Annotated in this window: 22 protein-coding genes and 1 pseudogene; 6 read left to right on the top strand and 17 right to left on the bottom strand. The window is 64.7% G+C overall.

The genetic code is table 11. From position 1 onward, the window contains the following. Positions 1–96: 96 nt before the first annotated feature. Entirely contained in the window at positions 97–1,383 is a 1,287-nt protein-coding gene (locus IVA74_RS31005) for an AAA family ATPase (protein WP_247350609.1), read from the bottom strand. Positions 1,384–2,064: 681 nt separating this feature from the next. Beyond that, positions 2,065–3,472 (bottom strand): annotated as a pseudogene (locus IVA74_RS41305) (thiamine pyrophosphate-binding protein); the annotation flags it as partial. Positions 3,473–3,581: 109 nt separating this feature from the next. Here IVA74_RS41305 and IVA74_RS30990 point away from each other — a divergent pair. Beyond that, positions 3,582–3,764, top strand: coding sequence for a hypothetical protein (locus tag IVA74_RS30990; RefSeq protein WP_247350606.1), 183 nt, complete (start codon positions 3,582–3,584; stop codon positions 3,762–3,764). Between the two features lie 448 nt (positions 3,765–4,212). On the opposite strand, the gene IVA74_RS30985 is transcribed toward IVA74_RS30990, so the two are convergent. From IVA74_RS30985 to IVA74_RS30950, 8 genes are all read right to left on the bottom strand, one after another. Further along, positions 4,213–4,482, bottom strand: coding sequence for a hypothetical protein (locus IVA74_RS30985; protein ID WP_247350604.1), 270 nt, complete (start codon positions 4,480–4,482; stop codon positions 4,213–4,215). A 481-nt stretch (positions 4,483–4,963) separates the two neighbouring features. Continuing rightward, positions 4,964–5,221 carry a hypothetical protein gene (locus tag IVA74_RS30980; protein WP_247350602.1) on the bottom strand — a complete coding sequence of 86 codons (258 nt, stop codon included), beginning with the start codon at positions 5,219–5,221 and terminating at the stop codon, positions 4,964–4,966. Beyond that, positions 5,218–5,511 carry a hypothetical protein gene (locus tag IVA74_RS30975; protein WP_247350597.1) on the bottom strand — a complete coding sequence of 98 codons (294 nt, stop codon included), beginning with the start codon at positions 5,509–5,511 and terminating at the stop codon, positions 5,218–5,220. Before IVA74_RS30975 ends, IVA74_RS30980 begins: the two co-directional genes overlap by 4 nt. Before the next feature lie 9 nt (positions 5,512–5,520). After that, on the bottom strand, positions 5,521–5,919 hold the full coding sequence (locus tag IVA74_RS30970) for a hypothetical protein (RefSeq protein ID WP_247350594.1): 399 nt from the start codon (positions 5,917–5,919) through the stop codon (positions 5,521–5,523). Beyond that, a complete protein-coding gene (locus tag IVA74_RS30965) occupies positions 5,919–6,266 on the bottom strand; it encodes a hypothetical protein (protein WP_247350591.1) in 348 nt (115 codons plus the stop codon). Before IVA74_RS30965 ends, IVA74_RS30970 begins: the two co-directional genes overlap by 1 nt. Next, positions 6,263–6,535 (bottom strand): hypothetical protein, encoded by a 273-nt coding sequence (locus IVA74_RS30960; RefSeq protein WP_247350588.1) that lies wholly within the window; start codon positions 6,533–6,535, stop codon positions 6,263–6,265. Before IVA74_RS30960 ends, IVA74_RS30965 begins: the two co-directional genes overlap by 4 nt. After that, a complete protein-coding gene (locus IVA74_RS30955; RefSeq protein ID WP_247350586.1) occupies positions 6,535–6,843 on the bottom strand; it encodes a hypothetical protein in 309 nt (102 codons plus the stop codon). The genes IVA74_RS30960 and IVA74_RS30955 overlap by 1 nt, the downstream gene beginning before the upstream one ends. Further along, positions 6,827–7,117, bottom strand: a complete 291-nt coding sequence (locus IVA74_RS30950) for a hypothetical protein (protein WP_247350584.1) — start codon at positions 7,115–7,117, stop codon at positions 6,827–6,829. Before IVA74_RS30950 ends, IVA74_RS30955 begins: the two co-directional genes overlap by 17 nt. A 144-nt stretch (positions 7,118–7,261) precedes the next feature. Between IVA74_RS30950 and IVA74_RS30945 the strand changes: the two genes are divergently transcribed. Beyond that, complete coding sequence (locus IVA74_RS30945; RefSeq protein ID WP_247350582.1) at positions 7,262–7,765, top strand: hypothetical protein; 504 nt, start codon at positions 7,262–7,264, stop codon at positions 7,763–7,765. Here the strand turns inward: IVA74_RS30945 and IVA74_RS30940 are convergent. Together IVA74_RS30940 and IVA74_RS30935 are read right to left on the bottom strand one after the other, a co-directional pair. Continuing rightward, positions 7,725–8,036, bottom strand: coding sequence for a hypothetical protein (locus IVA74_RS30940; RefSeq protein WP_247350581.1), 312 nt, complete (start codon positions 8,034–8,036; stop codon positions 7,725–7,727). The genes IVA74_RS30945 and IVA74_RS30940 overlap by 41 nt on opposite strands. A gap of 152 nt (positions 8,037–8,188) precedes the next feature. Further along, positions 8,189–8,467, bottom strand: coding sequence for a hypothetical protein (locus tag IVA74_RS30935; RefSeq protein ID WP_247350579.1), 279 nt, complete (start codon positions 8,465–8,467; stop codon positions 8,189–8,191). Between the two features lie 115 nt (positions 8,468–8,582). On the opposite strand from IVA74_RS30935, the gene IVA74_RS30930 reads away from it, so the two are divergent. The 3 genes from IVA74_RS30930 to IVA74_RS30920 are packed head-to-tail and all read left to right on the top strand — an operon-like array spanning position 8,583 to position 10,290. Then, a complete protein-coding gene (locus IVA74_RS30930; RefSeq protein WP_247350577.1) occupies positions 8,583–8,891 on the top strand; it encodes a hypothetical protein in 309 nt (102 codons plus the stop codon). Continuing rightward, positions 8,891–9,436, top strand: coding sequence for a metallophosphoesterase (locus tag IVA74_RS30925; protein WP_247350575.1), 546 nt, complete (start codon positions 8,891–8,893; stop codon positions 9,434–9,436). The genes IVA74_RS30930 and IVA74_RS30925 overlap by 1 nt, the downstream gene beginning before the upstream one ends. Next, complete coding sequence (locus IVA74_RS30920; protein WP_247350610.1) at positions 9,436–10,290, top strand: metallophosphoesterase; 855 nt, start codon at positions 9,436–9,438, stop codon at positions 10,288–10,290. The genes IVA74_RS30925 and IVA74_RS30920 overlap by 1 nt, the downstream gene beginning before the upstream one ends. A gap of 252 nt (positions 10,291–10,542) precedes the next feature. On the opposite strand, the gene IVA74_RS30915 is transcribed toward IVA74_RS30920, so the two are convergent. Next, positions 10,543–10,902: a hypothetical protein gene (locus IVA74_RS30915; protein WP_247350572.1), complete on the bottom strand. Its 360-nt coding sequence runs from the start codon at positions 10,900–10,902 to the stop codon at positions 10,543–10,545. Positions 10,903–11,446: 544 nt separating this feature from the next. Here IVA74_RS30915 and IVA74_RS30910 point away from each other — a divergent pair. Continuing rightward, positions 11,447–11,644 carry a hypothetical protein gene (locus tag IVA74_RS30910; protein WP_247350569.1) on the top strand — a complete coding sequence of 66 codons (198 nt, stop codon included), beginning with the start codon at positions 11,447–11,449 and terminating at the stop codon, positions 11,642–11,644. 597 nt (positions 11,645–12,241) lie between these two features. Here IVA74_RS30910 and IVA74_RS30905 read toward each other — a convergent pair. The 4 genes from IVA74_RS30905 to IVA74_RS30890 form a co-directional block, all read right to left on the bottom strand. Beyond that, positions 12,242–12,772: a hypothetical protein gene (locus IVA74_RS30905; protein ID WP_247350567.1), complete on the bottom strand. Its 531-nt coding sequence runs from the start codon at positions 12,770–12,772 to the stop codon at positions 12,242–12,244. Between the two features lie 353 nt (positions 12,773–13,125). Then, positions 13,126–13,452, bottom strand: coding sequence for a hypothetical protein (locus IVA74_RS30900; RefSeq protein WP_247350564.1), 327 nt, complete (start codon positions 13,450–13,452; stop codon positions 13,126–13,128). A 318-nt stretch (positions 13,453–13,770) separates the two neighbouring features. Continuing rightward, positions 13,771–14,199, bottom strand: coding sequence for a heme-binding protein (locus tag IVA74_RS30895; RefSeq protein ID WP_247350561.1), 429 nt, complete (start codon positions 14,197–14,199; stop codon positions 13,771–13,773). Continuing rightward, positions 14,192–17,167, bottom strand: a complete 2,976-nt coding sequence (locus IVA74_RS30890) for an FAD-binding and (Fe-S)-binding domain-containing protein (RefSeq protein WP_247350558.1) — start codon at positions 17,165–17,167, stop codon at positions 14,192–14,194. Before IVA74_RS30890 ends, IVA74_RS30895 begins: the two co-directional genes overlap by 8 nt. Between the last annotated feature and the right edge of the window lie 58 nt (positions 17,168–17,225).

The raw sequence follows: 17,225 nt of genomic DNA, 5'->3' as shown, positions 1-17,225 counted from the left end.
CATCTTCGCCCATTGGGCGTCAGTCAAAACGAATCGGTCCATCCCAAGCTTGAATCACAACCAAGCCCCGATGAGAATCCTGAATCCCAACAGACCCTAGTCATGTCCGCTTCCATACTTCGATGATGGTTTAGAGCCGTGCGGCCACTTGGTGCTGTCGAGCATGTGGCGGACCGTTTCGCCTGAGAGGTATCGGGTCTCGGCAAGCGCGTCGGCGATCGCTAGGATCGCACGCCGATTTCGTTTAACGAGCCGCTCGGCTTCCTTTTCCAAGCGGACGAGATCGGCTTCTACCCGACGGCGCAGCGTCCGGTCGCGCGACACGGCCTCAAGGGCATGCCCCTGGTCTGCTGTGAACGCGAGTTCGCCGGCGAGACCCGTGGTGTGAAGCGATCCGATCAGTCGCGTGGCCATCGCCATGTCACTCTGATCACTGAGACCGCTGCCAACAGAGACCTCTCCGACAAGCAATCGCTCGGCCGCGCGACCGCACAGGGCGGCGACGACACGGCACTCGAAATCGCGCCGGGTCGGCACGTCGTCATTGTCGTAGGCGATCTGGGTTCGAGCGGCCTCGCCGACCCGCGTTTGAATGACGATGCCGACCAACGTGCCGCAGGCCAATGCCAAGATTCCGACCGCGTGCGCCGCTTCATGAATGCAGATCCGACGCAGACGCACAGAGGGAATCGCCTCGTCAGGGAGCGCAACCGAACGAACGTTCTCAGCCTCTAAGGCGCGCGCTTCACGGCGCGCGATCCGCCGCGCGTCGCGCGCCACCATCATGAGTTCGGCGCCGGTCGATCCGCGAAGGAGCCGCCCAAGCTCGGCACGATCGGCGTCCTCGATCTCAGGTAGGTAATGGGCGAGGATATTGATCGTACCGGCAAGATCCGGACGGCTAATCTCGATACACCGTTCGTAGCGACCCGGCCGCAGTAACGCGGAATCGATACGTTCGACATAATTCGTAGCGCCGATAAAGACTATTTCGTCGCCACGCCCGGTACCGCTGCGCGTCTGGCCCCCGCGCGAAAAAGCTCCATCCAGCTTGACCAGCAAATTTGCGACTACAGGTAGCCACCAATCACGGCCGCGCGGAGAAAGGGTAGCACGATCAGGTAGAGCGTCAAGTTCATCTAAGAACAAAAAACAACTTCTAGGTGCGTGCGCTCTTTCGAACATGGCGTTGGTCGCTTGGACCACACCGCCAAGCATTCCGTCCGAATTTGCAAAGAGATTCGCTATGGAAAAAGCAAGGAGGGGGAGGCCTAGAAAGCGGGAGACCAGCCTCGCGAAAATCGTCTTGCCGGTACCCGATTCTCCAAATACGATCAGAGATCGCGATATCTGATTTAACTCTATCTTCGAGATCCTGCGCAAGGTCTAACGCCCAGCTTCTAGTCGCTCCGAATTCGAAGGCGGTCTCGAGAGAAGGCAAGCGATCATCATCGTCGGAACCGATCTTCCTCGTCGTGGCCCGCTCCACGCGGCTGACGATCTGGCGAGAGGTCGATCCTGGCCGGAAAGTAGCGGCGAGATCGTCGATGTCCAATCCGATCCCGACCAGCGAGGGCACAGGAAAGGCAACGGCTCGACCGAGCTGTCTTTCGACGACCTTTTTCAGTGTGCCGCCGGTCGGGGTGGCGAGATTGATCGTCTGATCCACACTGGCGATCAGAGTGGACGGCAGCATGCTGGTCGAGGTCGCGATGCCGACCACCGGACGGCCCTCTGCGAGCGCTTTAGCAATGACTGAGTTCCCGAGCGTGCTCTTGTGCTCGGCGCGATTTCCTCCGTCTCGGGCGACAACATGCCAACGATCACCGAAGCGGCGTTTCCAGAAGCCCGGCTCAACGGTCACTCCAGATTGCCTCGTCCCGAAATCCCCACGGGTTATGGATCTTTCCTTAGCTTCCCATCACTCCTGAGAGGCGAAGAATGGGATGTTTGGGGTGCGCGTTGCCGCCGACGAAGCTTAGCTCGGGCGTGTTCGCGGTGATTAGCGCAGGCTAGGGAGTTAGAATTGACGCGGCAACCTTGTCTTCGAGCCGCGACTGTCGGTCAAACAGTGCCATCGATCAGCACCTCGATCAGCGTCGGGGCGCGCCGGCCGATGGCCGAAGAGAGCGATTTCTCGAGGTCGGCGGGATACGTGACGCGTACGGCCTCAAGCCCGAGTCCTCGGGCGACGGTCGTGAAGTCGACCGGCGGATCCTGGAAGTCCATGCCGACGAAGTGGTTCGTGCCGTGGAAGGCCTGCAACCGCTGCTTGATGATGCGGTAGCCGCCGTTGTTCAGCAGGACGAACGTGATCGGCAGGCCGTGGTGGGCCGCGGTCCAGAGCGACTGGATCGAATACATCGCGCTGCCGTCCCCTTCGTAGCACACGATGGGGCGCCCCGGGTTGGCAAGACTGGCACCGACCGCCGCCGGCAGGCCCCAGCCGATGCCTCCGGACGCCATCTGGTGGTAGCCGTAGCGGTCGCGGTGGGTCTTCAGCGCCGACATGTATCGCGACGAGGTCAAGCCTTCGTCGACGAGGATTCCGTCCGCAGGCAGCGCGTCCACCACCTTGAGCGCCACCCAATCGGGATCGATCGGTACCGCCTCAGCGTGCTGCGCGATCTCACTGACCAGCTTCGCGCGCCTCGCCGCCCAATTCTTCGGCTCGATCGCCGCGATGCGGCCGGACGCGCGCTTCTCGCCTCCCGCTGCGGCGATCGCGGGGACCAATTCTCGCAGCGTCTCCTTGACGTCGGCCTTCAGCGCGATCTCCACGGGAAAGTTCTTGGCGATATCGTGATCGACAAGGCCGATCTGAACCACGGCGATCCCCGGCGGCAGCGGTTCGTGCTCCGAGAATTTTAGCGGTCTGGCGTTGGTCGCGCGGGAGCGCGCCCACGAAGCACGGATGCTCGGACGGGAAATGCGCGCCGTAGGCGATGGTCTGCTGGTAGACAGGGCACCCGACCGCAGAAGCGAACGCGGCGGCTTCCTCGAGCGCGTTGCTCTTCACGACCTCGTCCCCGACGACGATCGCCGGCATGTCGGCCGCAAGGATCCGTGCCGCCAAATTTGCAACAACCTCTCGGGAGGGCGCGACGCGAGCGTCGATGCGCGTGCTGCGGCCGAGGTCGATGTCGGCTTCGGCGTTCAGTATGTCGCCGGGCAGGGAGATGAAGACCGGACCGGTCGGGGGCGTCGTGGCGATCTTGGCCGCGCGGCGCATGATGCGGGGCAGGTCCTCGAGACGCGTAACTTCCACTGCCCACTTCACGAATGGTTCGGCCATGCGGACGAGGGGCCCGTAGAGGAGGGGCTCCATCAAGCCGTGTCCTTGCTCCTGCTGGCCGGCGGTCAGGATCATCGGCGTGCCGGTGAACTGCGTGTTGAACAGCGAGCCCATCGCGTTGCCTAGCCCGGGAGCGACGTGGACGTTGCACGCGACGAGCCGTCCGGACGCGCGGCTGGACTCCGCAAGCTAACCGTCCAGGCTCCGCTGCAATCCCTCGCCGTCGCTTTCGTGCTCGGAGTGTAGTTCGCGCGTCGACGCTGACTGGCAGCGAGCGGGCGCCGACATGGCAAGGAATCTCAAGAAATCCAGACATCGCTGGGATTTTTACGACCTCGCGATCGCCGCGCCGTCGATGAAGTCGGCGCTCGAGGCTTGGGGCGTGGGTAGCAAGCTCTTCCATCAGGGTTTCGCCAAGGAGACGGAGGATTCCGACGTGGTTGCCGCCACCATGTCGAAGCCGGGGTAGTGCTCAGGCGTCCCGCGGGATCGAGCGGTCGCTTTGCCACTCAGACTTGCCGGCCGAGAGGGCAGCGGGACCGCCAGCGTTCGTAAGAAAAGCCGACTCGCGCCCAAGAAGCATCGTGCCCCTGAGGTGAGCGAGGAGTCCGCCCGCAAGGCTGCCGCCGAGTTCGAGCGCGTGCAGAGGCGGCGCGAGGCCGAGCGCGCAAAAGGAAGAGGCGGCGAGGGAAGAGGAACGCGCCAGGCGCGACAAGCTGGTCGCGAATGCGCAGGCGGCGCTGGAAAAGGCGCAGCGGGATCACGATGATCGGGCCGAAACTCTCGAGAGCGAACGGGCCAAGATACAGAAGCGTATCGACGCCGAAGAAACCCGGTGGAGCAGCGAGAAGGAGAAGCTGACAGCTGCCCTAAGGCGCGCGCGAAACTGAGTTGTAGGTGCCCCGACGGGGTCGGCGTCAAGCCTCGTCCGGCATGCAATCTGGACAGGTATCGCCGATCGAATCCAACACCTCGCGGACTTCCGCGACGGCGTCGTCCAGAGAGATCCCGTTCGGCGGATCCTGACGAGCGAAATCAATGGCGCGTTCGCGTGCGTGCGGATCGGCCCGGTCTTTGGCCCAGCCGTGCTCCTCGCATTCGTGGATGGCGCCGGCCTCCTGCAGCACATCGAGCGCCCAGCCTCGCAGCGTCAGGACTGCCGGTCGTCTTTCCTTCGTCATCAGCATCAAAAATGTTATCCTGCCGAAACGAATCCTTTCGGACGCCGACTCGTTCCTGGCGGTTAGCACGGAGCCGGATTCGCAATCGTCAGGGCTAGGGCTTGTCCATGTGTTCCGTAGCGCCCCCGCACAGCGCACGATCTCTCCTCAATTGGCACGCTCTCGGTGGCGAGCTACGCGGCTCCAGGGCCGCGCCGCCGGACGCCGACTAGATTGGCTCTAGAGACCCGCCGGAATTCGACCCAAGTGCGGCCGGGAACGTGGCCTGAGGGAACGAGCTCGGCTGTGCTGCGGGTATCGGCACTTCGGGGCGCGCGGCATCGAAAGTGCGCTTTGTCTATGGGAAGGGAACTGGCTTTAGCTTCCCACTATCGCACGCTGTTTTACGCTACATCAGAGTGCGATAGCCCACGCCGTCACGAGTGACGCCGTCACGTGTACGCCGATTTCCAGGTACGCCCCCGTTACTACCCCAGAAAAGTAACGCTCAGTTTGGATTTTCAGCGACGTGCCGATCGCCGTTTTCGTCAACAGCGGGCGGCAGCGCATCGGGAATCTCCCACTTGTTCTTCTTGATCATGCCCTCCAAGGACTCCCATTGGCCGCGGGACAGGTAGCCGGCAGTCTGGAGGAAGGTGGCGACCGAAATCAGGAAGCCACCAGACCCGATCTGAATCGGCCTGGACTGCAGGAAGCAGACGACCGGCGCGTTGCGCGGATCCATGGTGTATTCGGTCACTTTCATGCCGCACCCGCATCCAGGCGAGCGAACGCGTCCTTGGCCGCCTCGCGCAGCTTGCCGTTCAGGATGGCGAGGTCGTCGGCATCGAACACGGTGCCCCCGACCACGACGAAGCGGACGCCGCGATCGTCGACGGCCCAAGCGCGCCGGTCGCCGAGTTCGCCGATGGATTCGACGAAGGGCCATTCGGCTTGCTCGTCGTCGCGCATCGCGGCGATGGCGCGGCGCAGGCCGCGATCCGACAACATCTCGGCGGAGGCGTTGCGGCACTCCGCGAACATCTGCATCTGCATGGCGGCCTCTTAGAACGGGATGTCGTCGGGGCAGATCGTGTTCACGGTCTTGCGGAACGCGCGCGGCGCCGGCTCCTGTGCCTTCGCCGCATGCGCGGCGGTCGACGGCTTGACGGTCGCCGGCGGGAACTTCACCACCCGCCGCGGCATGCCGGGGTAAAACAGTCCGGCGCCGGAAGGCGTGCGGGTCGGCGGCGGAAGGCGCACCGACGGCGGCGGCATGATCGTCGGCACCGGCCGCTCCGGAGGCGCGAGCGGGGCGGTGAGGATCCTGCGACCTTCTTCGTCGTATTCGATCGTCTCGACAGGGATCACGGCGCCAGTGGGCGTCGGGTTCTTCGGCTCCATCGCCGGCTTCGCGTAGCGGGTGGACGCGGGCGGGAAACGCATTGGCCTCGGAAGGATCATCAGGCTGGCTCCATCTTGCACGTGGCGTCGAGGTGGTCGAGGAAAACGGCCGTCCGTATCCGTTCACGGCGGGCCTCCTCCGCGAGGTCGACGGCGATGCCGGCCTCATTGAGGCGGTGGATGCGGTTGTGGGCGGCTTGGCGGTAGCTCGCGGTCGCGCCCTTCAGGCGGCGGTGCATCGCCTCGAGTGTCGCGCCGTCGACGTCATCGCGGTCGTAGATGCGACGCAGGTCGGGCGTCTCTTCGCCGAGAATCTGCGCCGCCGTCCGACGCCACGACCGACCGGCGATTGTGCGGCAGGTGCTTTCGAGCAAGCGCCAATTTTTGGTGTTCGGCCATCGCTTCATGCGCTGTTCCTTTCGTCTCGGCCCCGAGCGAGCCCTTCACGCATGCCGCGCTCGAATCCGTCGCGCCATGTCACGATCATCCGACGCACGAGCTCGCGATCGCGGATCATAGACAGCGGGTAGAGCATCACGAGCTCGCCGTTCTCGGTAGTGACGCGGCCGTAGCCGCGATCGAGCTGTTCGATGGTGTAAGTGTCGGCGCCGACGGTGATCGTGGAGGTGCCGACGAGATCCCTGATCGGGAACAGCCTGTAAAGGTCCGCCGCCATCACGCGCACCTCACCAGCTCGGAGTGGCGGCACATCGGACAGTAGCGGTCGAATCTGTGCGTGGAATAGAAAGCCCGGCCGCACCCGACGATGCATGCGCGCATCTGGCCGCGCTCGGTGCGCTGCGCCAACTGCGGGCGGCTCGCGCGAGCTTGGATAGCGCGTCCGCTTCGCCCCAGAATGCGGGAGATCTCGTCGAGCGCCGGCCGCGGCGACATCGCGTAGAAGGCCGCCAGCGCCTCGTTGTCTCCCTCGGACCACGGCGCGGTGTCGTTGACAAGAGCGTTGCGATCAGACGGCGCGAGCATCGCGGCGTCCGTGATCGATCAGCTTGCGGCGCAGCGCCGTGATGTCGGCGCCGCGGGCGGCGGCGAGGTCGCGTTCGCGGTCGAGGAGATCGATCAGATCGCCGTCGACGTCGCGCTCCGTCCGCTCGCCTTGAATCCAGTGATAGAGCGTCGATCGGCTGATGCTGAGGCCGGCGGCCAGGCGGCGGCGCCATGCGGTGCCGTAGAGCGCGAGGCCGACGGCGGCGAGCCGACCGGGCTGATCGTCAGGAAGTTTGTTGAGAGGCTTGGGCAAAATCGAGTCCTTCAACGAATGTTTTGGGGAGCTACACAGTATGTCGCGTGTACGGCTTCTGTCAATAGGGCACTAATCCTTGCGGATTTGCGCCTTGCTGACCGGCGGTGTTCGATGCGGCCGTCGACAACGGAGAGGACGACCATGCGTGCCATCATTTCTGCCATCATATCGGCGCTCAAAAGCGCGTTCGGCGTCGCAGCGGCGGTGCTTGTCGCGCCATTCCGCTACCTCGCTTCGATGACCGGCGGCGGCCAGGCCGCGCCTCCGGAGATGCGGATGCCGGAGCCGATCGAGAGCGCGCCGGCGCGGGTCGACATGACCAAAATGTATGACGAGATCGCCGCCGCGATCATGTCGTGGTCGGTCGACTCCATCATCGCCGACGGGCCGGTCGCGGCCCCGCCGAAGGCTCCGAGGGAGGTCCGCGAATGGCTGCAAGGCCTGACGCGCGACGAGTGCGCGGTGCTGATGGAGTCCGACAAGATGTCGATTTCCTCGCATTTGATCGGGCTCTTCTCGATTCCCGGCGTCCGCAAAGTGCAGCCGCTGACGGTCACGGCGTGGCCCGCGGAGCCGGTATCTTTCGGCTCCGCGGGCTTTGCTGCTATCGCCGCTTTAGAAGCAATCGAGCCCGATCGCGCTTGAGAACGAAAGCGCGGTCGGCAATCTGGCGCTCGAGTTCGGCGACCCGCGCACGGGCGTCGAGCAGTTCGCGGTACTGCTCGCACCTCAAGGACTCGGACAGGTCGAGAGCGCATCGCAGCTGCTCGAGCGTCCACGCCGCCCACCTCTCGGCCCGCGCGGCGACGTAGTTCTGTACGCCGGCCGCGACCGCGCCGGCGATCGAGAGCGCGCCGCCGGCGGCGCCGACCGTGAACGCGCCGGGGTCGAAGTTCGTGTGAGAGCCGCCTGCCATGTTCTGATCTCCTGTTTTTGTGATACACAAAGGATGTACATGAGATTGACACTGGCACGGATAGGTGCTTTTATCGTTAAGCGATTCCTTCAAATTCGAAGGACCCACGATTTTTCGAATGCATCCCGGAGGCAACAGATGACTGATGACAATCAGGCCGACGTGCAGCAGACGCTGACGCCGTCCGAGTCGACGTCCGCGGCCATCGGGGTGCCGGCGGCCCCGAAGACGACTTCAGCGTCGACGCGCGCAACCCGGCGTCCCCGGTCTCGGCGGCGACGTCCGGCATCGTCACGGTCGAGACCGTCCGCGAGCAGATCCACGCCGTCTCGCTCGCGATCGAACCGCTGCGGATCACGGAGGGCGACACCGTTCACCTCGGCCTCGCCCGTCAGCACTTGCACACCGCCTTCGCGCTCGTCGTCGCGCACTCTGTCGTTGTCGACACCGAGCTTGACGCGATCGGCAAGGCGGAGGCCGCTCTGTACGCGCCCGACGCCGAGCCCGACGCGATTGCGAGCGCCGCTGCGGCGCTGGGCTGATCCGATGGCGAAGCGCTGGACCCCTGAGGAGTATGAGATGCTCGACCGCGTCTATCCGGTCGAGGGCAGTCGCGCCGTGCATGTTCTGCCGCCGCACCGGACCATGGATGCGATCAGAAGGGCGGCGAACTGGCGCGGCGTCCCTATGATCAAGCGCTGCCCGTGGTCGGCGGAGGAGACGGCTATCGCGATAGCGCATTACCCAGCCCTGGGGGCAAAGGCCACTGCGGCGATGCTGCCGAGCCGCGCGCCGAAGGACGTTGCCGCTCACGCCAACATGCGCGGCGTTTACCGCGTCCGCGAGGCCGCGTGATGTCGACGTTCTTGACCGCGGACCCGCATTTTTTTCACGAAGGCATCATCAAGCTCTGCGGTCGCCCGTTCGCGAACGCGCACGAGATGAACGATGCGATGCGGGCGGCATGGAACGGGGTCGTGAAGGCCTCCGACGACGTGATCGTGGTCGGCGACTTCGCGCACCGCGCCGGCGACCCGAAGGCGCTTCGTGCGCTGTTCGACAGCCTTGCCGGCCGGAAGCATCTGGTGATCGGGAATCACGACGTTCCGGCGCTACTGCCGTGGGCAAGCACGCACGAGGCCCTGCACACTTCGATCGACAACGTCGCTGTCACTCTATGTCATTACGCATGGCGGGTCTGGCCGCGTCAGCGCAGAGGCGCGGTGATGTTGTACGGGCACAACCATGGCCGCCTGCCGGGCAATCGGCAGTCCTGCGATATCGGCGTCGACGTCCTGGGATGGGCGCCGGTGCGGATGAGCCGGATCAAGCAGCACCTCGCGACGCTGCTGCCGCTGGCTGATCCCGAAGCCGATCTCGACGGAGGACTGACGCCGTGATGCGCATCAACCCGATTGCCGACCTGCACACGGACATCGAGCGCAATGGCCTCGACAGCCTGCCGTACGTCGAGTCCGACGTGACGGTGATCTCGGGCGATGCGGCAGCGCCCGGAACGCTGGCGCTGCGGAAGATCCGCGAGCTCATGCCAGATCGCGGCCGGAAGGTCCTGTACGTGCCTGGGAACCACGACTATTACAGCTTCCACGACAAGCACCACCCGGAGCTCAAGACGACCTGGGAGGCGCAGAACGCTCAAATGCCGGAGGTCGCGGCGGACCTGGGCATCATCCTGCTGAACGACTCATCGGTCGAGATCGACGACGTGTTGTTCATCGGCGCCACGCTGTGGACCGATTTTATGACCCGGCCGCCTTACGTGCCGCACGCCGAAGCCGTCCGGCACGCGGCCAGGTCGATGAACGACTACCGCGCCATCAAGACCGGCGCCGGTCGCTCGCGCGACATGCTGAAGCCGGCTCAGACGATCGCCGCGCACAAAGCCTCGGTCGCGTTCATCGAGAAGACGCTGGCGGAGCGCCCCGAGGACCAGACGGCCGTGGTGGTCACGCATCATGCCCCGTCGCCGCGGTCGCTGTTGCGCTGGCCGGGCTCGACCGACCTGGACTGGTGCTACGCGAGCGACCTTGAGCGCCTGATGACGGGCGACGCGGCGCCCCAGCTTTGGTTGCACGGGCACGTCCACCGCAACCACGACTACACCGTCGGCGATTGCAGGGTCGTGTGCAACCCGAGGGGCTATCCGAATTTCGCCGCTCGCGAGAATCCGAATTTCGATCCGGCACTGGTCGTCGAGGTCGTGGCCCGGCCCACGCTTTCGATGAGGATGTGATGGGCAAGCTTTTTGCCGGCGAGCCGGCCAACATTGGAGTGAAGGCCGTGAGCATTGCACAGCAGATCGCAGCCAAGCGCGCGGAACTCGCGGTGTTCGTTACCGAGAGCGCCCAGGCCGTCCTGGCGGAGCCGATGACAGAGGAGGCGCGCGGCGTCGTCGCGCTGAATCTGCTCAAGTTGATGGTGGCCTCGGTTCTGGGGGCGCAGGCGGGACCCATGATCGATATCACGCCCGAGAAGCCGCAGGCGATCACCCAAGACGCCTGCCGCGCCGGTGCCGTCCGCAGGCCGAGCCGGTGGCGCAGGAGATCCCCGCAAGTTCACGGACGAGCAGCTGCTGGCTGCGGTCCAGGAATTCGGCAACGACAGTGGCGCCATCGCCGCCAAATTCGGTGTGGACCGCGGATTCATCGACCTGCACCGACGGCGGCTCGGAGTGCCGAGCCAGAAGCGTCCTCGACGGTCCGGAGGACGGTCTAAGAACAAGCGACTGGCGGAGGTCAACCGGTACGTCGCTAACGTCGAGCGCCTGCGCGAGATGGCGATGCGCCCACCCCGGCCGTCTGCCGGACGAGATCGCGCTCGCCTTCGGCACGAGCAAGAACGCCATTCGGACTGCGCTCTCCCGCATCGGTATCACCAAGGGTGCCGGCAGCGAGTGGGCAAGCCCCGCGACCTCTCCGGCATCAAGAAGCGCAACTGCATGAGTGCGGCGATCCCTTCGTCTCGGAAGGCAACACAATCGCATGTGCTCTGGCTGCAAGGCTGGTGCCGGACGGATCGCGGCGTGACCGACACCGACACCACCGACACAGGCCGCCGTTGGATGGTCTGCCGTCCGAAGGTCGGAGACGTCCTATTGCAGTGGGACGGAACTGACGGACGCCGAGATGGAGCGGGCCATCGCGCACCACAACGCGATGTTCGGAGTCAAAGGAGGACACACCATGAGCATGTTCCGAAGGGTCGTCGGCCTGTATGCTGGTTCTGTTCGGCTGGCTGATAGCGGCGGTGGTGTTTCGTTCCGGAGTTCGAGGTCGCGTTCGGTCGCGACGAGTTGCTCGCGTTCTACATCTCGCTCGCTCGCCTATGCGGCTCGCCGCCGCCTTCCCGGTCTGGATGCACTTCTTCTGTGAGGAGCCAGCCTGAAGGTTTTGAAGACGCCCAACATCCGGCCAGGCCGCGTCTGCGTGATCGAGATCGGCGAGCTAGTGGTCGACGGCCGCCTGGCCGACCTGGTCCGCGTCGTCGGCGACGCCGACACCACCCAAATCTACCTGCATCCGATCGACGCGCCGGCCTTCGTCGCGCGGTGGGCGGAGTGCGGACGAAGCAGGGGGCGGCTGCACTGATGCCTACCACCTTCGCAATCGGAGAGATCCACCGCCACGTCGCCAAGCTCGACGCGCTTCTGGCTGCCTGTCAGCGCTACCACGACACCCGCGTTGCTGACGACGCGCTCCCGCTCTTCGTCTTCTGCGGCAGCACGGCGATGACGGATTCGGCTCGGCGCGGATCTACTGCGCCGTATACTGGACGAAAGGTGCGCCAACGCTCCTGTCCTTGCGATGGGACAGAAAGCTTCTGTCACATCGAAGCTTCTGGAGTGCGCTGCCGACGGCGATACATCGCTCGAAAGCCTCCGAATGGCGGGCGCGGCGCGCAGACTGAGCTCAGGCTTCATTCAGACAGCCCTAATCTACGGCTGCCTAAGCGGTGATTGCTTTGAAGGCTGCAAACGTTGGCATTGCCTCTTGGCGTCGAGGAGACCGGCTTGACGAGCAGTTCCAACAGTTGGCCGGCAGCTAAGGGTTCATCCCGGCGAAGCTTTATCAGACGGCATGCTAGGTCAGGGTCGCTCTCAGCCGCTGCCGCTTCTCGAGCGGCAGCGATCGACTCCGGAAGGCGCCGAACGCCGCGATGTTCCAAGTCTGGGCCCCGACGGGCGCTCAGCGCGTCTGTTGCGACGCGACTCGGCTGGCGCGGATCGCATCGAAGGGAAGCGGATATCCGCATTCGGGATCTTGCGAGATCGTCAACGGATCGATGTCAGAAAACCACTGCTCGATCGACTTGTGCGCCGACCGGCTGGGCCGCTTGCCGCGCCCCAGCCGAACGACCTCGCCGGTCACCCACTCGACGAAATGATCGGCCGTCTCGCAGCCCGCGGCCGACGAGCCGCTGACGATCTCAGCGAATATCTCTAGCATGATCTGCCCGATGACTTCCGGGTCGAAACTGGAAGCGACTTCCGTCAGTCGCTCCAGGTGGGCGGAATTGATGGCATGCGCGCTCGCGAGCAGCTTACCAATGAAAACACCGTGGTCGTGACGCCAGTCGCGCCAGAGGGCGTCGTCGTAGACGTTCAGAAAGGACTCGCGGGGCAATCCATCGACGTAGATCTGATCCATTTCGATGGCGCCGGACAACCGTCGGAGCACCGTCTCGATGTCCGTCACCTTCAACGTCTTCTTGTGCATGTTCTTTCCTGTGTGCTCACGGCGGTAAGTCTACCGCGCGCAAGGCCGCGTTTGGCCTCGCTTCTATGGCAAAGAGTACCGGTCGTGAGAGGGAGCCTCAAACCAGTTGGGGAAGCTAGTGGGAGTTAGCTGCTCCATTTTGGCTTCTCCACAACAATATTTGCGGCTCCGCTTCGGAAACGATGGTTGGGCGCCTTCTCGGGAAAGAGCGCGGAGGCGGAGTTGGCTGTTGATGGCGGTCTGGGAGCATCTAGCTTGCCTTTGATTTAGCCTCGCACTAGCGCGGCGCTCTTGCTCTTTCGGCCCGGCTGCTTCCGGGATCGCCCCGATCGACGCGCTTCCATACGCGCGGGCTAGGCACCCCGCGCGTCGAAAGCAGCCTCAGCTGGCGCGAGAACTTCGCCGGGGTAGCGCGCGCTCATTTCCGCGAACCCGACTTCAAGCGCCCTGACATCCTTCGGGTTTTTCTTGGGGATGTCGCGGTTCGCCTCGAAACACGCGCGTAGCTCGGCGAGCCGCTTCATGCCGCTGACGTGGTCATCGGAGCCTACTTGACGGCAGCGTCGAAAGCAGTCCCTTGCCTTCGTTCGCGACGAGCTGCCACCAGTCCTGCGTCGGAAGACCGCGATGTCGCGCACAAAGGCTGGCAGCGGCAACCGGAACTCGGTCTTGGCCTTCATGGCGGACTGCGGCCACGCTGCGCGGCCCCAGTCCGGATGGCACGGCCCCGTGCGGATCCTGGTCATGAGGTCTCCGGCGCTATCGCTCGGTACGCACACGGTGCGATACGGTGCGTTAGCTCAAATGCGTCACGGGTGACGGTGTCACGCGTGATGGCCAACTGAGCAACGCCGCCGGTTACACACCCCCGGAGGTAACGCGAAATTCTAGAAATTACTTCTAGCCGCAATGTTTGCGGCGAGCCACGCCCGGCCTACGGCGGTGATGGGCCGCCAAGGGATCATCGAGCTTTCCGCTGACCAATCGGCGGACAAATTTTACCCCGCGTTCGCGTTCAAATCCGCCGCCTGGATGCCCGCGACCGCGCACGCTTCGTCGTTGTCGGAGGTGTCTCCGGAGACGCCCACTGCGCCCAGAAGGGTCGTGCCGTCCAGGATCAGTACGCCGCCGGGAACCGGCACCATCGCGCCTTTTGCAATCGTGTTCACGGCGTTGATGAAATAGGCCTGCTCCTGCGCGCGCTGGTACAGCGCACGCGAGCCCATGCCAAGGGCGAGCGCGCCATAGGCTTTGCCATGGGCGATCTCGGCGCGCATCAGGCTGGTGCCGTCTTGCGCGGCTGCGATCTTGAGCACGCCGCGGGCGTCGAGGACGGTGACGACAAGCGGCTTGAGCTTCAGTTCGGCCGCTTTCGCGAAGGCGGCGTCGAGGATGTTTCGGGCGGTGTCGAGCGGGAGGTCAGCCATGGCTGGGTTCCTTTACAGCGGTTGAAGTGGAATTGGCTTTGGCGCGGTCGAGGCTCATTGCCAGCACGCGGGCGGCGTGAAGCGCTTGGCGTTGTGCGCCGTCGTGGATCTGGTGGCGGCAGGAAGTGCCGTCGGCGACGACCAACGTCGCATGATCAGCCTTCCGCACGGCGGGCAGCAGCGACAGCTCGGCCATCTCGATCGAGGCATCGTACGTGTCGGCACCATAGCCAAAAGCACCCGCCATGCCGCAGCAGCTCGACTCGATGGTCTCGACCTCAAGACCGGGGACGAGGCGCAGCACCTGCTCGACCGGCTTGAAGGCGCCGAAGGATTTTTGATGGCAATGGCCGTGCACCACGGCCTTGTCGGCGATCGTGCCGAGCGGCAGTTGCAGGCGGCCGGCCTCGGCCTCGCGCACCAGGAATTCCTCGAAGGTCAGCGCGTGGGCGCCGACGGCCTTGGCGTCGTTGTCCTTGCGCAGCGAAGCCAGCTCGTCGCGCAAGGTTAGCAGGCAGCTTGGCTCGAGACCTACGATCGGCACGCCGCGCGCGGCGAAGGGCGCGAAGGCGGTGACAAGGCGGTCGAGTTCGACTTTGGCTTCGGCGACGAGACCGGCGGACAGGAAGGTGCGGCCGCAGCACAGCGGCCGGCTGCCGCTCGCGGGCTTCGGCAGGTGCACGCGATAGCCGCCAGACGCGAGCACGCGCAGCGCGGCCTCGAGATTTTCGCGCTCATAGATGCGATTGAAGGTGTCGGCGAACAGCACGACCTCGCGGCCGGTTTCAGGTCCCACGCTGTCCGCAGGCGGCACGAACACATCACTGCGGAAGGCGGGCAGAGCGCGTCGCGCGCTGATGCCGGCGAAGCGCTCGAACAGTCTTCGCAGCAGCGGGCTGTGATTGCGCAGATTGACGAGCGGCGCGAAGCGCGACGCGAGGCCGGCATAGCGCGGCAGGTAGCCGACCAGGCGATCGCGCAAGGTCAGGCCGTGTGACGCCGCACGCGCGGCGAGCACCTCGATCTTCATCTTGGCCATGTCGACACCGGTCGGGCATTCGTGGCGGCAGGCCTTGCAGGAGACGCAGAGCTTTAGCGTCTCCATCATCTCGTCCGACGACAAGGCGCCATCGCCGAGCTGGCCGGAGATGGCGAGCCGCAAAGTGTTCGCACGCCCTCGCGTGACGTCCTTCTCGTTGCGCGTCGCGCGGTAGGACGGGCACATCACGCCGCCTTCGAGCTTGCGGCAGGCGCCGTTGTTGTTGCACATCTCGACCGCGCCCTGAAAACCGCCGCCTGCCCCGGGATAAGCGGACCAGTCGAGTTTTGTCTTGAGCTCGGCGACGCGATACTCAGGCTTGAAGCGGAATAGCGAACGATCGTCCATCTTCGGTGCGTCGACGATCTTGCCGGGGTTGAGCACGCCATCGGGATCGAAGCGCTGCTTCACCTCGCGGAAGTCGGCGACCAGGCGCTCGCCGAACATTGTTTCGTGGAATTCGGAGCGCACCAGGCCGTCGCCATGTTCGCCGGAATGCGAGCCCTTGTATTCGCGCACCAGCTCGAAGGCCTCTTCGGCGATGGCGCGCATCGCCTGGACGTCCTTATCGAGCTTCAAATTCAACACCGGCCGCACATGCAGGCAGCCCTCGGAGGCATGGGCGTACATCGTGCCGCTGGTGCCGTGCCTGGCGAACACCTCGCTCAGCCGCGCGGTGTAGTCGGCGAGATGCGGCAGCGGCACGGCGCAGTCCTCGACAAAGGAGACCGGCTTGCCCTCCTGCTTCATCGACATCATGACATTGAGGCCGGCGGCGCGGAAATCGGCGATGCCACTCTGCAGCGCAGGCTCGATGATTTCGACCACGCCGCCCCATTTGCGCTTGTCGTTGTTCCAGCCGAAGCCGAGATCGCCCATCAGCTCGCCGAGCTGCTTCAGGCGTACGAGATTATCCGCCTGATCCTCTTCAGCGAATTCGACCACCAGCACCGCATCCGGATCGCCCTTGATGGCAGCAGAGATGATCGGCTGGAACATCGCGATGTCGCGGCCGAGCGCGAGCATGGTACGATCGACCAGCTCGACCGCGATCGGCTTCAGCTTGACCAGATGCTGAGCGGCGTCCATCGCCTCGTAAAAATTGCCGAAATGGCAGATGCCGAGCGCCTTGTTGCGGATCACTGGCCACAGCTTCAGCTCGACCTTGGTGGTAAAGGCGAGAGTGCCCTCGGAGCCCACGAGAAGATGCGCCATGTTGTTGCGCGCATTGCGCGGCACCAGCGCATCGAGATTGTAGCCGCCGACTCGGCGCTGCACCTTCGGGAAGCGCGCGGCGATCTCCTCGGCCTCGCGGGCGCCGAGATCGAGCATGTCGCGGAACAGGGCGCGGGCGCTGTCGTTCGCATCGAGATCAGAGAGATCGCGCGCCACCTCGCCGTAACGGCTCAGTGTGCCGTCCGCGAGCGCGGCCTCCATCGACAGCGTGTTGTCGCGCATGGTGCCGTAGCGCAAGCTACGGCCGCCGCAGGAATTGTTGCCGGCCATGCCGCCGATGGTGGCGCGCGAGGCCGTGGAGACGTCGACGGGAAACCAGAGGCCGTGCTTCCTAAGCTGGCGGTTGAGGTCGTCGAGCACGATGCCCGGCTCGACCACGCAGGTGCGGGCCTCGACGTCGAGCGACAGGATCCGGGTCAGATGCTTCGAGAGATCGACCACAAGGCCGTCATTGACGGTCTGGCCGCATTGCGAGGTGCCGCCGCCGCGCGGGGTGACCTTGCGTCCGTCGTCCCGGGCGATTGCCAGCGCCCGCAAGGCCTCGTCCATGGTCTTGGGCACAACCACGCCCGCGGGCACGATCTGGTAGAACGAGGCGTCGGTGGCGTAGCGGCCGCGGCTGAAACCGTCGAACAGGACGTCGCCGGTCATTTCCGCGCGCAGGCGCCGTTCGAGCGAGGAGGCGTTTGTCATCCCTGGTCCCGGACTGATCCAGCGAGGCCTACGGCCGGACTGGAGTATTCATTCTTGT

Origin of the sequence: Bradyrhizobium sp. 132 (genome assembly GCF_023074185.1) — a bacterium.
Taxonomy (GTDB): domain Bacteria; phylum Pseudomonadota; class Alphaproteobacteria; order Rhizobiales; family Xanthobacteraceae; genus Bradyrhizobium.
Note: the sequence above shows the minus strand (reverse complement) of the source record. Positions and strands in the feature narration are given on the sequence as shown.

Coding starts and splice junctions, on each gene's coding strand:
- IVA74_RS30990 (WP_247350606.1), top strand. CDS start 3,582: ATGGCAAGGAATCTCAAGAAATCCAGACATCGCTGGGATTTTTACGAC.
- IVA74_RS30985 (WP_247350604.1), bottom strand. CDS start 4,482: ATGCTGATGACGAAGGAAAGACGACCGGCAGTCCTGACGCTGCGAGGC.
- IVA74_RS30980 (WP_247350602.1), bottom strand. CDS start 5,221: ATGAAAGTGACCGAATACACCATGGATCCGCGCAACGCGCCGGTCGTC.
- IVA74_RS30975 (WP_247350597.1), bottom strand. CDS start 5,511: ATGCAGATGCAGATGTTCGCGGAGTGCCGCAACGCCTCCGCCGAGATG.
- IVA74_RS30970 (WP_247350594.1), bottom strand. CDS start 5,919: ATGATCCTTCCGAGGCCAATGCGTTTCCCGCCCGCGTCCACCCGCTAC.
- IVA74_RS30965 (WP_247350591.1), bottom strand. CDS start 6,266: ATGAAGCGATGGCCGAACACCAAAAATTGGCGCTTGCTCGAAAGCACC.
- IVA74_RS30960 (WP_247350588.1), bottom strand. CDS start 6,535: ATGGCGGCGGACCTTTACAGGCTGTTCCCGATCAGGGATCTCGTCGGC.
- IVA74_RS30955 (WP_247350586.1), bottom strand. CDS start 6,843: ATGCTCGCGCCGTCTGATCGCAACGCTCTTGTCAACGACACCGCGCCG.
- IVA74_RS30945 (WP_247350582.1), top strand. CDS start 7,262: ATGCGTGCCATCATTTCTGCCATCATATCGGCGCTCAAAAGCGCGTTC.
- IVA74_RS30940 (WP_247350581.1), bottom strand. CDS start 8,036: ATGGCAGGCGGCTCTCACACGAACTTCGACCCCGGCGCGTTCACGGTC.
- IVA74_RS30930 (WP_247350577.1), top strand. CDS start 8,583: ATGGCGAAGCGCTGGACCCCTGAGGAGTATGAGATGCTCGACCGCGTC.
- IVA74_RS30925 (WP_247350575.1), top strand. CDS start 8,891: ATGTCGACGTTCTTGACCGCGGACCCGCATTTTTTTCACGAAGGCATC.
- IVA74_RS30920 (WP_247350610.1), top strand. CDS start 9,436: ATGCGCATCAACCCGATTGCCGACCTGCACACGGACATCGAGCGCAAT.
- IVA74_RS30915 (WP_247350572.1), bottom strand. CDS start 10,902: ATGGCGTTCTTGCTCGTGCCGAAGGCGAGCGCGATCTCGTCCGGCAGA.
- IVA74_RS30905 (WP_247350567.1), bottom strand. CDS start 12,772: ATGCACAAGAAGACGTTGAAGGTGACGGACATCGAGACGGTGCTCCGA.
- IVA74_RS30900 (WP_247350564.1), bottom strand. CDS start 13,452: ATGAAGGCCAAGACCGAGTTCCGGTTGCCGCTGCCAGCCTTTGTGCGC.
- IVA74_RS30895 (WP_247350561.1), bottom strand. CDS start 14,199: ATGGCTGACCTCCCGCTCGACACCGCCCGAAACATCCTCGACGCCGCC.
- IVA74_RS30890 (WP_247350558.1), bottom strand. CDS start 17,167: ATGACAAACGCCTCCTCGCTCGAACGGCGCCTGCGCGCGGAAATGACC.